15 protein-coding genes are annotated in these 13868 nt (G+C 68.5%); 5 read left to right on the top strand and 10 right to left on the bottom strand.

Translation table 11 applies throughout. The features are described 5' to 3' along the window. Positions 1-3: 3 nt before the first annotated feature. The 10 genes from U5798_RS01310 to U5798_RS01265 all read right to left on the bottom strand — a co-directional run bounded on the left by U5798_RS01310 (position 4) and on the right by U5798_RS01265 (position 9279). Entirely contained in the window at positions 4-675 is a 672-nt protein-coding gene (locus U5798_RS01310) for a class I SAM-dependent methyltransferase (RefSeq protein ID WP_322080918.1), read from the bottom strand. A gap of 44 nt (positions 676-719) precedes the next feature. Continuing rightward, on the bottom strand, positions 720-2174 hold the full coding sequence (locus U5798_RS01305; protein ID WP_322080917.1) for an MATE family efflux transporter: 1455 nt from the start codon (positions 2172-2174) through the stop codon (positions 720-722). Continuing rightward, positions 2167-3402, bottom strand: a complete 1236-nt coding sequence (locus U5798_RS01300; RefSeq protein ID WP_322080916.1) for a hypothetical protein — start codon at positions 3400-3402, stop codon at positions 2167-2169. The genes U5798_RS01305 and U5798_RS01300 overlap by 8 nt, the downstream gene beginning before the upstream one ends. A 25-nt stretch (positions 3403-3427) precedes the next feature. Beyond that, positions 3428-4894 (bottom strand): class I adenylate-forming enzyme family protein, encoded by a 1467-nt coding sequence (locus U5798_RS01295; RefSeq protein ID WP_322080915.1) that lies wholly within the window; start codon positions 4892-4894, stop codon positions 3428-3430. Further along, a complete protein-coding gene (locus U5798_RS01290) occupies positions 4891-6165 on the bottom strand; it encodes a beta-ketoacyl-[acyl-carrier-protein] synthase family protein (protein WP_322080914.1) in 1275 nt (424 codons plus the stop codon). Before U5798_RS01290 ends, U5798_RS01295 begins: the two co-directional genes overlap by 4 nt. After that, positions 6162-7259 (bottom strand): beta-ketoacyl synthase N-terminal-like domain-containing protein, encoded by a 1098-nt coding sequence (locus U5798_RS01285; RefSeq protein WP_124452688.1) that lies wholly within the window; start codon positions 7257-7259, stop codon positions 6162-6164. Before U5798_RS01285 ends, U5798_RS01290 begins: the two co-directional genes overlap by 4 nt. Positions 7260-7354: 95 nt before the next feature. Continuing rightward, positions 7355-7711 (bottom strand): acyl carrier protein, encoded by a 357-nt coding sequence (locus U5798_RS01280; protein ID WP_124452686.1) that lies wholly within the window; start codon positions 7709-7711, stop codon positions 7355-7357. A 25-nt stretch (positions 7712-7736) separates the two neighbouring features. Then, entirely contained in the window at positions 7737-8465 is a 729-nt protein-coding gene (locus tag U5798_RS01275; RefSeq protein WP_124452684.1) for an SDR family NAD(P)-dependent oxidoreductase, read from the bottom strand. Further along, positions 8462-8833, bottom strand: coding sequence for a hotdog fold domain-containing protein (locus tag U5798_RS01270; protein WP_124452682.1), 372 nt, complete (start codon positions 8831-8833; stop codon positions 8462-8464). The genes U5798_RS01275 and U5798_RS01270 overlap by 4 nt, the downstream gene beginning before the upstream one ends. After that, on the bottom strand, positions 8830-9279 hold the full coding sequence (locus tag U5798_RS01265; RefSeq protein ID WP_322080913.1) for a hypothetical protein: 450 nt from the start codon (positions 9277-9279) through the stop codon (positions 8830-8832). Before U5798_RS01265 ends, U5798_RS01270 begins: the two co-directional genes overlap by 4 nt. Before the next feature lie 129 nt (positions 9280-9408). Between U5798_RS01265 and U5798_RS01260 the strand changes: the two genes are divergently transcribed. From U5798_RS01260 to U5798_RS01240, 5 genes are all read left to right on the top strand, one after another. Next, a complete protein-coding gene (locus U5798_RS01260; RefSeq protein ID WP_260434907.1) occupies positions 9409-9531 on the top strand; it encodes a hypothetical protein in 123 nt (40 codons plus the stop codon). A gap of 125 nt (positions 9532-9656) precedes the next feature. Further along, complete coding sequence (locus U5798_RS01255; RefSeq protein WP_409364425.1) at positions 9657-10364, top strand: ABC transporter ATP-binding protein; 708 nt, start codon at positions 9657-9659, stop codon at positions 10362-10364. Then, positions 10361-11761 (top strand): ABC transporter permease, encoded by a 1401-nt coding sequence (locus tag U5798_RS01250; protein WP_322080912.1) that lies wholly within the window; start codon positions 10361-10363, stop codon positions 11759-11761. Before U5798_RS01255 ends, U5798_RS01250 begins: the two co-directional genes overlap by 4 nt. Before the next feature lie 15 nt (positions 11762-11776). Beyond that, positions 11777-12562: an outer membrane lipoprotein-sorting protein gene (locus U5798_RS01245; protein ID WP_322080911.1), complete on the top strand. Its 786-nt coding sequence runs from the start codon at positions 11777-11779 to the stop codon at positions 12560-12562. A 3-nt stretch (positions 12563-12565) separates the two neighbouring features. After that, positions 12566-13828, top strand: a complete 1263-nt coding sequence (locus U5798_RS01240; protein ID WP_322080910.1) for a hypothetical protein — start codon at positions 12566-12568, stop codon at positions 13826-13828. Positions 13829-13868 lie beyond the last annotated feature (40 nt).

The raw sequence follows: 13868 nt of genomic DNA, 5'->3' as shown, positions 1-13868 counted from the left end.
CGCTTACTGCTCTGCCGGTTTCGCGATCAGCACCTCGAAGCCGATCGCGAGCATCCCCGACCCCTTCGATACGCTGGCGTGCTCGCCGATACCGGCTTCATGCAGGTGCCCGACCGATTCCGCGACCGTGAACTTGCCGTCGAGATGAACCGGATGAACGCCCGCGGCCGCGCGCCGCTCATTGAAGAACGCGAGCGCCTCCGGCGCCGGATCGCTGCAGGGTTCGTGAATCAGCGCGAAACCGCCGGGCGCCAGCGTGCGGAAGATCTCACGGTACGCGCCGACCGGGTCGGCCCAGTGATGCACGACCGAACGACCGATCACCGCGACGAACGTGCCGTCGTCGAACGGCAGCGCGTGGACATCGCCGGCGCGGATCGCGATCCGTCCTTCCAGCCCTTCCGCGCGCACGTTCTGTTCGGCGCGCTGCACCATGTCGTCGTAGTAGTCGACGCCGACGAAGCCCAGCGGCGCGAGCGACGGGACGCGGGCCAGCTCGATCAGCGTACGCGCGGTACCGGTGCCGACATCGAGCAAGCTGCCCGACGCGATGCGCCGCTGCGCGAGCTCGTGCTCGACGCGCTGCACCAGATTGCGGTTCCATTCGAGCGTGAACGTGTCGACATAGTGATCGTAGGTGTCGGCGTTGACTTCGGCGGGGGTGTTGGTACGCATGCAGGTCTCCAGTCGTGAGGTCTAGGGGTACAACGGTCGTGGAATCATCCGGCTGCGGGGCGCGCGCCGGCCGGAGCTGCGGCCGGCGCGGCGCCGAGCCTGCGCATGAGCCGCAGGAAAATCGTCAGGTACACGGCCTGGCGCACGACACTCACACCCGCGAGCAGCGCGAACAGCTGGGTGAGCGCGAGATGGTGCGTGACGCCGAAGTAGATCGCACCCGGGGTGACGATCCATGAAAAGAACAGCCCGAGCGCCATCGCGCGCGCCGGGCGTTCGAGAATCTGGAAGCAGCCCGTCACGAGGTTCGTCAGCAGATAGCTGAAAATGAACAGCGGCACGTAGTCGAGCAGCGCGGTCGCAACCGCGATCACGCCGACGTCGGACGCGAGAAAACGCAGCGCGAGCGAGCGCAGCAGGAAGAACGCGATGCTGATCGCCGCGGTGAACAGCACGCCCAGCAGCATCACCGACTGCAGGGCCGCACGGGACGGCGCGCGGCTGCGCACGAGATGGCCGATCCGGATCATGAACACCATGCTCAGGCCCTTGATGAGGATGAATCCGATCGTCATCAGCTCGAAGCCGATGCCGTAACCACCGATCGCGCGCACGCCGTAGCGGGCGATCAGCGAATAGACGGCGGTATTCGCGAGAAAGGTCAGCGCCTCGAGTGCGGCCGAGGGCAGGAAGATGTGCAGCAGCCGGCGCTGCGTCGGCCATTCCACGCCGGGGCGCGGCAGCACGACCTGCTCGCGGCGCAGCCGCGGGCGGATGCAGCGGACACACCAGCCAAGATACAGGCTCTTGGTGATCCACGAGGTCAGCGCGAGGCCGAACAGCTGCAGCGACGGATGCTGGCCGAACAGCCCGAACACGAGCAGCGGATCGAGGATGTTGTTGACCACGCCGCATGCGATGCTGATGCGGGCGGGCGACTTGGTGTCGCCGTACGTGCGCATCGCCGCGGAAAGCGCGGTGCTGAGCAGCGTGAGCGGAAAGCTGCCGATCACGAGCGCGTAGTAGCTGAACATGCGTTCGCCGTGAAAATGGCCGCCGGAAATGAACGTCATCAGCGGCACCCGCGTGCCGATCAGCGTCAGCACGACCAGCGCGCCGATCGCGCCCGCGAACACCAGGCTCTGCACGAACAGCCGGCCCTGGTCCTCGCGCGGCGCCTTGGCGAACACCGCGACGAACGACTCCTCGAAACTCTTGCCGAGCAGGAACAGGAACGTCGCCACGCTGCCGTTGACGAGCGCGAGCAGCGCCATGTCCTCCGCCGGCAGGTCGCGAATCCAGCGATAGTCGAACAGCGTCATGCAGTAGCCGAAGATCGACGACAGCACCATCGGATAGAGCATCAGCCAGGTCGCACGCACTTCGGCCGCGAACTGCCGCATGCGGTCGGCCCGCGACGCGCGCGTCGAAGCCAACGCGGCAGACGTCGAGGTCGCGGCAGACGCGGCAGACGCGACGGTAGCGCGATCGTCAGACATGGGCATGCCTCTCGTCGATCAGGCGCGGCAGCTTCTGGCGCGCGGAGAAGCGCAAGGCGTCGCGACCGAGCACGTCGAGGCGGCCCTCGCCCTTGTCGATGCATTCGCGCACGTCCTCGATCTCGAGCAGCGCGCCCGCGAGCCGCGACGCGAGCGGCGCGAGCTCGTCGTCGCCCAGATCCAGCGCGACCGTCAGGCAGTCGCGCCCGTGCGTGTCGACGGCCAAGCGAAACTGGCAATCGAGCGGACGGCCGGCGCACGCCGCCAGCCGTTGCGCCAGCAGCTCGGTGCTGACCAGGTTGCCCGCGAACTTGAAGCGCTGATCGGTCCGGCCCTGCAGCACGACGACCGAGCCGCCCTCGCCGCACGTGCAGCGCACCGACGGCCCGACGCGCACGCGATCGCCGATCCGATAGCGCAGCATCGCGAGGCCAGGGTTCGCGCGGCTCGTCACGAGGAGTTGCCCGTCCTCCTCTTCGAGAAAGAACCAGTCGTCAAGCACGTGGTAATGCCCTTCCGCGCAGCGCGGCGTGTGATAGCCGAGAAAGCCCGTTTCGGTCGCGCCGTACAGCCCGAAGAATGCGGCATCGCGCCAGCGCCGCTGCACGATCGCGCGCTTGCGCTCCGTGAACGCCTCGCCGGTGTAGAGGATCTTCGTCACGTCGAGATCGACGCCGTACGCGTCGAGCAGCCGCAGGCATTGCAGCACGCTCGTCGGCGTGCCGACCAGGACGTTGGGGCGGGCGCGGCCGATCAGGTTCAGCATCGCGGGCAAATCGGCGCCGTATGCGTCCAGCCGCCCGATCGGGAGTACGTTCGCGCCGATCGCTTCCAGCAGCCGGTTCACGCCGTCGTACAGCGTGGAAAAGCCGCCGGCGGTAAACAGGTTCGCCACCCGGTCGGTCGGCGCGATCGCCGTGCCCGCCAGCGCGTTCGCGAGCGCCCGGCCGTAGGTCGTGTCGGGCCGCTTGCGCGCCGGTGCGTTGAGCAGCAGCTTGACCTCGCCGCTCGTGCCCGACGTGGTGTAGAACGTCGCGCCGGCGAGACCGTCGTGATCGAGGCGGTCCAGCACGCGCCGCTTCAGGTCGTCGGCCGTCTCGATCGTGACCTGCGAGCGGAAAGCCGCGTAGCTGGCCACGCCCGCCGGCAGCAAACGCGCATAGCGGGCATCGTACGAAAGCGCTTCGCTCACGGCGGAGGAATCGAAGCGGGTCGTGCGCTCGGACATCGTGGGCTCCTGGTTCAGGCCGCGGTCACGCGCTTTCGCGCAGGAGCCGCAATGAGATCTTGCCGGTGCTCGTGACCGGAAGGTCATCGACGAACAGCACGTCGGCGATGCGCGGATACAGCGGGAACGCGGCCCGGTAGCGGCTCAGGATGCGTGCCTTGAAATCCACGTCCGCGCCGGCCGGCGTCAGGCCGGGCACGACGAACACCGTCAGCGCGCCGGTCTGCGGATCGGCGAGAAAATAGCTCTTCGCGATGTCGTCGAACGCATCGAAATGCTGGTGCAGCAGGCTGACGTTGATGAGCCGGCCGTTGCACTTGACCGTCTCGTCCCGGCGGCCGACCCAGAACACCACGCCGTCGTCGCGGCGGAACACCAGGTCGCCGGATTCCAGCGTCGTGAACCGCCGCAGGCTGCCGTCGGGCAGCAGATAGCCGTGCATCGCATACGGCGTGCGGTAAAGCAGATGGCCGGGCTCGCCGGGCGCGCACGGCCGGCCCTGCGCGTCGACGATCGACAGCTCGATGCGCGGATCGATCGGGCGGCCCGGCGCGAGGACGCCTTCGAAGCAGTACGAATCGACGTGCGGCAGGTCGTCCGGCGTGAGCGGCAGCGCGAAGATTCGCGGCCCCGATTCGGTCTGGCCGAAGTTGTTCCACACGCAGGCGCCGAGCGCGAGCAGGCGGCGCACCTGCGCCGCGTAGATGCGGTCGGATGCATTGAGCACGACGATTCCGTCGAACCGCATGCCCGGCGTCGCCTCGGCCAGGTCGCACACGCGCTCGGCAATGCTGCGGATCAGCGGCACGAAGCGGATCCGGCCGCTGCCCAGGTAGCCGAGTACCTCGTGCGCGGTCAGCGACGCCCGTTCGAGCCAGACGGTCGCGCCGGCCAGCAGGCCGTTCATCATCGTCGAGAAGCCGTACATGTAGTGCGTGGGGAACATGCACAGCACGCCGTCGCCGGGCTGCACGCCCAGATAGCGGCCGACCGCCAGCGCATTCTCGACGAGCTGCGCTTCGTCGTAGACGACCAGCTTCGGCGCGCTCGTCGTGCCCGACGTCATGAAGACGATCTGCGCGCGCGGCGCGCCGGGGTCGGCCCACGCGAACGTATCGGGCGCGGACGCTTCGGCATCGGCCATGGCCGGGTCGAGCACGACGACCGGCGGCCCGTCGCACGCGATCGACCGCGTCGCGACGACCGCGAGCGCATCGAGCCGGTACTGGCGCAGCGCGGCGGACAGCATCTTCGGGTCGCACAGGACGATCCGGCAGCCGAGCGTCGACGCGAGCAGCGTGAACAGGAAATAGTCGAACCCCGAGAAGCCGACCGCGATCAGGCAACCGCGCCCGCGCAGGTGCGGCTCCAGCGTACCGAGCGCGCGCCGGGCAGCCCTGAGCCGCGCGCGCAGGTCTTCCGCCGTCAGGCGCGCCCCGTGCAGCACGATCTGCCAGTTCGCGTCCCGTGCAAGCAGCGACGCGAACTTCATGCGGCCGCTCCTTCCAGCACGAGGGAGGCCGCGAGGCCGCCCATGCCGAACGAATTCTTGAGCACGCGCCGTGCATCGCTCGGTGTCGGGGCGCGCACCACGTTGACGGGGCACTCCTGCGCCTGCTCGTCGAGGTTGATGGTCGCCGGAATGAAGCGCTCCCGCAGCCCGATCGCCGTGTTCAGCACTTCCATCGCGCCCGCCGTCGCGATCAGGTGGCCGTGCTGCGACTTGTTGGCGGTGACGGGCATCCCGGGCCGCGTCGGGAAGATCGCGCGGATCGCCTCCGATTCGTGCTTGTCGTTGAGCACCGTCGATGTCCCGTGCGCGTTGACGTAGTCGATATCGGCCGGCACGCAGCCCGCATCGTCGAGTGCACGCTGCATCGCGAGCCGCATCTCGAGCGACTGCAGATGCGGGATGACGATGTGCTCGGCGGCCAGGCTTGCCCCGTAGCCGGCCACGCGCGCGAGCGGCGTATCGCCCCGGGCGCGCACCGCCGATTCGCGCTCGATCAGGAACAGCACCGCGCCTTCCGCGAGCACGAAGCCCGAGCGACGCACGTCGAACGGCCGCGACCGGTGCCGGGGATCGAGATTCAGGTCGGTCGAGATCACGTCGAGCGATTCGAGCCGCGCGAGATTGAGCGGATTGACCTTGCCCGACACGCCGCCGACGATGGCGGCGTCCACCCGCCCTTGGCGCAGCGCGAGCATGCCCATGCCGATCGCCTGCAGCGACGCGGAGCACAGGCCCACGTGCGCGAGCGCGCAGCCGCTGAACGGAATGTGGCGATGAATCGCGCCGAACACGGAGGTTGCGTCGCCGCTCACGAACTCGCTCATGCGCATGTGTGACACGAGCCCGCGGATCAGCGCGTCGCGCGATTTGTCGCCGTTGACCTTCTCGACGAGCTCGAGCGCGCTCTGCACGTCGGTGGCCGGCACGTCGACGCCGACCAGGCAGCCGATGCGCTCCGGCGCGTAGTCGCGCACGACGAACGGCGCCTGCGCGAGCAGCCGCGCGGCGGCGAGATCGCCGTACAGCTGTTCGGTCGCGATCCGTCGCGACGAAGGCCAGCGCACGCGCTCGTTGCCTTCGTCGGGAACGCCCGCGTGCTGGGTCGTATAGGTCGAGCAATCGAATTTCTCGATCTTCCGGATGCCGGAGCGGCCTTCACGCAGCGCGGCATGCAGTTCGTCGTAGCTGCCGCCGAGCGGCGTGACGGCGCCGAATGCACTGATGACGATGGCGTCCGATCGCGATTTCATCGCCCCACCCCGCTCAGCTTGCGTACCAGGATCGCCCCGAGGCCCGACGACACGCCAATGCCGTTGACCAGCACGGGCGCGCCGACCGGGATGGCCGGATCCGCGATCGCGAGGACCAGGTCGATCAGGTTGTTCGCCCGGCCGGTATAGCCGACATGCGGCTTGTACGCGTGCACGACGGCATTCGGCCACGCATGCTGCACGGCATTGCGCTCCGCCTTACCGAGCGACGGCTCGCCGTTCTGGTACAGCACGACGTGCGGCACGCCGAGCGCGGCCTCGCCGGGAAAGCGGGCGAACAGCCTCGACCAGTCGGCGCTCGACACGGACGTGTCGGGCTTGTACAGCGAATGCACGTCGAGCACCTGCGCGCAAGGCGCGCACCCGTCGCGCGGCGTGCGTTCGACGACGGCGCCAACCGCCCCGAACGCGGGCACGATGCCGACCGGGTGCGACGTCGTGCGCAGCAGACCCATCTTCTCGAACGCCGCGACGTTGTCGGCCGACGTCATGTCGCCAACGGCCGCGATGACTGCCCGGTCGATCGCGCCGCCCTCGATCTGCCGGTGCGCTTCCTCGAGCGCGCACAGGCTGGTCAGCGACATCCGCTGCAGCGGATAGCCTTCGCCGCGCAGCGCGAACAGCTTCGATATCTGGTACAGCGCGTTGGTGGTCAGCAGGCGCAGCATGTCGAGCGGATTCAGGTCCGCCTTGACCTCGCCGAAGTAGCCGCAGCCGTCGAGGCCGTGACGCGCGTGCAGCGGCGCGAGCACGGCCATCGTCGCGTCCTCGCCCTCGACCCCCGTGAATACCGCGAACCGCTCGCGCTCTTCGTCCGTGTAGGGCCGGCCGACCGATGCCGCGTCGAACGCCTCGGCGGCCACCTGCAGCGCGAGACGCGAACCCGGGTTCAGCAGCGAACGATCCTCGCGCGCCATGCGCTGCACGAGCGGAAACGGCAGGTTGGCGCGCACGTAGTCGCCGGGCTTCTCGGCCGGCGCGAGCGGCGCGCGCGCGGCGAAGTCGACGTCCAGCAGCGACGCGATGTCGGGAAAAGCGGCCGTCGCGATGCCGAGGCCGGTGATGTACGACATGGCAAGTCCCCATTCACATGAGTCGAAAATCGGGCGGGCGCGCGATGCCGCGCCGCGCGGTGCGGCGTTCCTGCGACGCGGGCGGAACGCCCGGGTCAGCTGAACTGCGCGATACGGCGCTCGATGTAGTTCACCGAGAAGTGCTCGTAGAGATCCTGCAGGCTGCATTTCTCGTGGCCGTTCCAGCTCATCACGTCGCACACCTGCCGCCAGCCGGCCTCGGTCCACTCGGTGCCAGTGTGGTATTGCGGATCGAGCAGCATCCGGTTGAACGGCCACAGGTTTTCGAGGCTGATGCGGTTGTCCACCTTGTCCTTGAGCTCGTAGCACAGGTCGACGTAGTCGATCGAGCTCATGTTCAGCTCGCGGAACAGCGACGCGGAGTCGGCCACCTGTTCGGGACCGCTCAGATACAGGATTTGCGCGACGATGTTCTTGATGTCTTCCTTCATGGTCCACTCTCCTTGATTCACTGGGTCAGCCACTGATGTTTTCGCCATTGCCGAGATCGACGACGCTTCCCGTCGTTTCGAGCGAGCCGTTCGCGAGCAGCAGGACCGTGCGCGCGACCTGGCCGGGCTCGAGGATCTTGCGCATCGGAATCTGGCGGTAGAACGCCGCGGCGTCCTGCGACGCGAGAAAACGCTCGAACAGGTCGGAGCGCACGAACCCCGGTGCGACCGCGTTGACGCGCACGCCGAAGCGCGCCATCTCGAGCGCGAGCGTTTTGGTGAAGCGCTCGATCGCCGCCTTCGACGCGCCGTATGCGCCGTTGCCGGTCTTCGGCTTGCGCGCGGCGATCGACGACACGTTGACGATCGCGCCGCGCCGGCGCGACTGCATCCCGTCGCCGAACGCATGGCAAAACGCCATCGTCGCGCCGAGGTTGATCCGCAGCGTTTCCCAGTAGCGGGCGAACGGGCTGCCGATCAGCAGCGCATCGTCGTTGACGCCCGCGTTGTTCACGAGCACGTCGACGGCCGCCTCCGCGTTCACGTGGTCGGCGAACGCCTGCACGGCGTCCCAGTCGCCGCCGTCGACCCGAAAGCCGCGCGCCGCGCCGTCGTACGCGCGCTCCAGTGCGTCGGCCAGTTCCGGATTCGATCGGTAGGTGAAGTAGACGGTGTGGCCGTCGGCGATCAGCGCGTCGACGATCGCGCGCCCGATCCCGCGGGTGCCGCCCGTGACGATGGCGAGCTTCGTCATGCCGCGTGCTCCCAGCTGAGGATGCCGTCCATCACGCCCTGCCCTTTGGCATTGCGCAGTTCGACGTGCGCGGTGGTGCGCGCCCCGTCCTGCTGCAGGCGTCGCAGGCGCGCGGTCAGGCGCTCGCCCGGCCGTACCGGGCAGATGAAGCTGATCTTGCGAACCGTGAGCGCCGGAATCGGCCGGTTCGCCGCGAGGCCGAGCGCGTCGAACAGCATCGAGATCACCAGGCTGAGGCTGAACGAACCGGGCAGCACGGGAAACTGCTCGAAGTGCTCGTCGAAGAGCGGTGCGGCGCTCGCCACGTCGATCACGCCGAACTGATCGCCGGTGATCGTGGCCGAGGGCGTTGCGACGGCGGGCATCATGGCCGGTCTCCCGGCGCGGCCGACGCGGGCGGGCGGGCCGGCATCAGCGCGACGAACACGGTACCCGATGCGACGGCCGGAAACATGCCGGCATCGGCGTCGCGCGCCGACACCTCGACGCGGTATCCGTCGCCATGTTTCGCGACGGTGCCGGCCAGCGCCAGCCGCGGATAGCCGTCGACGCGGTGCAGCGTCAGCTCGCGCAGCTGTGCCGGCACCATCAGCGCCGGCTCGCCGTGCATCGTGCGCGCCGCCTTGACCGCGAACTGATGCAGCGCCTCGATGACGAGCAGCGCGGGCCGTGCGCTCGACCAGTCGTCATACCGCCGCGGATCCGCGTCGCCCGCGAAACGCGCGGGATCGGACGGATCGCGGATCACGCGACAAAGGGCAAGAAAGCCAGGCCGCGCCGTCTCGCTCCCCCTCTCAAACCTGGTATGGCTCATTTTTATGCCTTGTTATGTCTGTGTTTTGGCTTCTCGCACCCCGGTGACCGCTCTCACGTCGGCCGATGTCGTGCGGATCAAGTGCTGATCGGCTGCGAGTGTATCGATTCGTCGCCGAAAGAAACGATCATGCGACCAATTGCAGAAACGGGCGACGAACCGCGCGTGGGGCCGATGGAATGCAACGCGGTCGTGCGGCCGCCGACGGGCCGCGACCGGCTCGCCGCACCGCTGCGCGGCAGCGCTCGCTGACGGCCGCCATTCGTCGCGAAGGAATGCCGTTCGTCCGCGCGTTCCGCCGTTCGTCGCACTGCGCAATACGGGGCCGCGGTTCCCGCTAAGGTGGCGACATCGATCGAATACCCTGGGAGGTGCCCGTGTTGGCGGCCAGCTTGAGTCATGTCACGAAAACCTATGGAACCGGCCCGCTCGCGGTCGCGGCGGCCGACGACGCGTCGCTCGATATTCTCGCGAACCGCTTCACGGTGCTGTCGGGCCCCTCCGGCAGCGGCAAGACGACGTTGCTCAACCTGCTCGGCGGCATCGATCGGCCGACGCGCGGCGCCATCACGGTCGCGGGCCAGCGAATCGACGCGATGCGCGAGAATGCGCTGGCCGATTTCCGCGCGCGTCACGTCGGGTTCGTGTTCCAGTCGTTCAACCTGCTGCCGGTATTCAGCGCGTTCGAGAACGTCGAATATCCGCTGACCCTGCTGGGCGTCGCCCGCGCGCGGCGACGCGAACGGGTGCTCGCGCTGCTCGACGCCGTCGGCATGGGCGACAAGGCGAATCGCCGGCCCGGCCAGTTGTCGGGCGGCCAGCAGCAGCGCGTCGCGATCGCGCGCGCGCTCGTCACCGAGCCGGCACTCGTGCTGGCCGACGAGCCCACCGCCAACCTGGACAGCGCGACGGGCGCGACCATCATCGCGCTGATGCGCACGATGCAGCGCGAGCGAGCGACGTCGTTCGTGTTTTCGTCGCACGACCCGCAGGTGATCGCCGCCGCGGACGACGTCGCGATGATTCGCGACGGATGCGTCGTCGAAACCCGCTCCGCCGCCGTGCACGAGGAGGCCTGCCAATGAGCACCTGGGTTCTCGCCTTCCGCAATCTGCTGCGCAACCGCCGCCGCTCGTCCACCACGCTGCTCGCGATGGTGGTCGGCCTGTCCGCCATCCTGCTGTTCGGCGGCTATGCACGCGACATCAATTACGGACTCCAGACCAGCTACGTGCGTCAGGGCGGCCATCTGCAGATCCAGCACCGCGACTATTTCCTGTATGGCAGCGGCGACCCCGTCTCGTACGGGATCGCCGACTACCGGAAGATCATCGACACCTTGCTCGGTGATCCCGAGCTGGCTCGCGAGGTGACGGTCGTGACGCCGGTGCTGACGATCAACGGCATCGCCGGCAACTTCGCGGCGGGCGTATCGCGCACCGTCTCGGGCAGCGGGATCGTCGTGGCCGACCAGAACCGGATGCGACAGTGGAACGACTACGGCTTCGCCGACCGGGCGACGCCCGTCGCGCTGACCGGCAGCGCCGCGAATGCCGCCGTGATAGGCACGGGCGTCGCGCGCGTGCTGCGCCTCTGCGATGCACTGCGCGTACCCGATTGCCACGATCCGGTGACGGCGGCGGCCCCGGCTGGCGCGTCGGACCTGCCCGACGACATCGCGTCGCTCACGCGGGCCGAGGCCGCGGCGAAGCCGGTGCGGCACGGCGGGCTCGCTCGTCTCGAACTGCTGACGTCGAATGCGTACGGCGCACCGAACGTCGCCGAACTGTCGGTGATCTCGGCTCAGAAGCAAGGCGTCAAGCAGATCGACGACATGTTCGTGCAGGTGCATCTGCCGCAGGCGCAGCAGCTCGTCTACGGGACCGGCCCGAATGCGAAGGTGACCTCCATCGCCGTGCAGCTGAAACACACGGCCGATCTGCCGGCCGCGCGCGCCCGCATCCAGACGCTGCTGCGCACCCGGCTCGCGGGCGAGCCGATCGAGGTGCTCGGCTTCGCGACGCTGAATCCGCAGTACGGCCAGGTCACCGGCATGTTCGGCGCGATCTTCGGCTTCATCGCGGTGCTGATCGCCACAATCGTGCTGTTCACGGTCGGCAACACCATGAACATGGCCGTGATGGAGCGCACGCACGAGATCGGCACGCTGCGCGCGCTCGGCCTGCGTGGCGCGGGCATTCGCCGCCTGTTCGTCTGCGAAGGCTGCCTGCTCGGTATGTGTGGCGCGATTTCAGGCACCGTCCTCGCGCTCGCGGCGGGTGTCGCGATCAACCGCGCCGGCCTGCACTGGACGCCACCCGGACAGACCGATCCGGTCGCGCTGTCGGTACGCGTGTGGGGCGAGTTCGGGATGATCGCGCGCTACGCGCTCGGCGTGACGGTGGTCGCGACGTTCTCGGCCTGGCTGCCCGCGCACCGCGCTGCCCGCCTGCCGATCGTCGATGCGCTGCGTTTCGCCTGACCAGGAACCGCTACCATGATCGTTCCCATCCGGATCCTGCGCGCCGCCGCGATGCTGCTCGCGTTCGCCGCCACCGCGGCCGCGGCGGCGGAGCCGTCGGCGCAACAGCTGCTCGCGCAAAGCGACGCGGTGCGCAATCCCGACAAACCGTTCGGCCTGACGACGACCCTGCTCGAATTTCGCAATGGACAGCAGACGGACAGCGAGGTGCTGAAGATCTACTCGAAGGCAGACCCGGCAACCAGCCAGTTCCGCACGCTGGTGCAGTTCGTCGCCCCGGCCCGCGACGCGAACAAGCTGATGCTGAAGAACGGCAACGATCTGTGGTTCTACGATCCGTCGAGCCAGGCCAGCGTGCGAATCTCGCCGCAGCAGCGCCTGCTCGGCCAGGCCGCGAACGGCGACGTCGTGACCGTCAACTGGGCGAACGACTACGACGCGTCGCTGGCGGGCGAGGAGAACGTGGCGGACGGCGAGCACCAGACCCGGCACTGCTACCGGCTGCACCTGACGGCGCGCGCGGCGGACGTCACGTACCACGCGATCGACCTGTGGATCGCGAACGATACGAAGCGGCCGGTCAAGGCGCGCTTCTTCGCGGCGAGCGGCAGCGTGCTGAAGATTGCGTACTACCGGCACTACCAGGACCGGTTGGGCGCGGCGCGGCCGACGGAAACCGTCATCATCGACGGGCTGGATCCCGGCTGGGTCACGGTGATGCGCTACTCCGACTACGCGTGGCGCGACATTCCGGACGCGTGGCTGCAGCGCGCGTACCTGGCCCGCTTCAAGGCCGACTAGACGATGGCGCGATCCCGGGTCGCGATACTGATCTGTGCGGCGGGCGTCGCGACCGCGCAGCCGGCCCTCGCTGCCGACGACGCGGACGGCGACGCGCTGCGGCTCGCCGATACGGCGGCAGCGGCTCCCGTGACGCCGAGCAACTGGCGCGGCACCTTCGAGGCGGCCGTCGCGAACTACACGGCGGCGAACCAGGCCGCGTCCGTGACGCTCAACGACAACGCGCGCGTATCGAACACGCTGTCGTACGACGGCACGTCCGGCAACTGGCGGGCGATCGTTTCGAATCGCTTCGATGCGGGATGGCGTGCGGGCACGTCGCGGTACAACGCGGTCGACACGCTGAAACAGGCGTACGTGAGCTGGCAGGCGAGCCCGAACGCGCTCGTCGACCTCGGCCGCGTGAACCTGCGCGAAGGCGTCGCGTCGGGCTTCAATCCCACGGACTTCTTCAAGGCCGGCGCACTGCGCTCCGTCGTCTCGATCGACCCCGAGAGCCTGCGCGAAAACCGGCTCGGCAGCGTGATGATGCGCGGGCAACTGCTCTGGAGCGGCGGCTCGATGACCGCGCTGGTGTCGCCGCGGCTCGACACGCATCCGAACGAGGCGACCTTCAATCCCGATCTCGGTGCGACGAATGCACGCACCCGCTACATGCTGAGCGGGTCGCAGCGCCTGTTCGGCAATTTCTCGCCTCAGTGGCTGCTGTACGGCGACGAAGGTATCGCACCGCAGTTGGGCGTGAACGCCACCACGCTGATCGACGATGCGACGGTCGGGTTCGTCGAATACGCGATCGGCCGCGGCAGCGCGGTCGGCGATTTCGCGCAGACCGCATCGTCCTGGGTCTCGAAGCTCGCGACGGGCGTCACCCATACCTTCGCAAACAAGCTGTCGCTGACGCTCGAGTACGACTACGACGGCGCCAGCGCGAGCGGCGCCGCATGGCGGGCACTGCAAGGCGACCCGTCGCGATACTGGCGCTATCGCGACATGGCCGGCACCGCGCAGGAACTGATGACACGGCGCTCGCTGTTCGTCTACGCATCGATGCCCGACGTCTTCGTCCAGCACCTGGGGTTGACCGCGATGGCGCGCTACAACCTCGACGACCACAGCTACTTCACATGGCTCGAAGCGCGCTATCACTGGCCACGCACCGACTGCGCCGTGCAATGGCAGAGCAACCACGGCTCGGCGCGCAGCGTCTATGGCGCGCAGGCGCAGGGCGAGATCGTGCAGGCGATCGCGACGTTCTTCTTTTGAGCGCGGAAACAGGGGAAAGCGCGGCCGCCGACGCGCATCA

This window comes from Burkholderia sp. BCC1972 (assembly GCF_905339605.1).
Lineage (GTDB): Bacteria > Pseudomonadota > Gammaproteobacteria > Burkholderiales > Burkholderiaceae > Burkholderia.
Note: the sequence above shows the minus strand (reverse complement) of the source record. Positions and strands in the feature narration are given on the sequence as shown.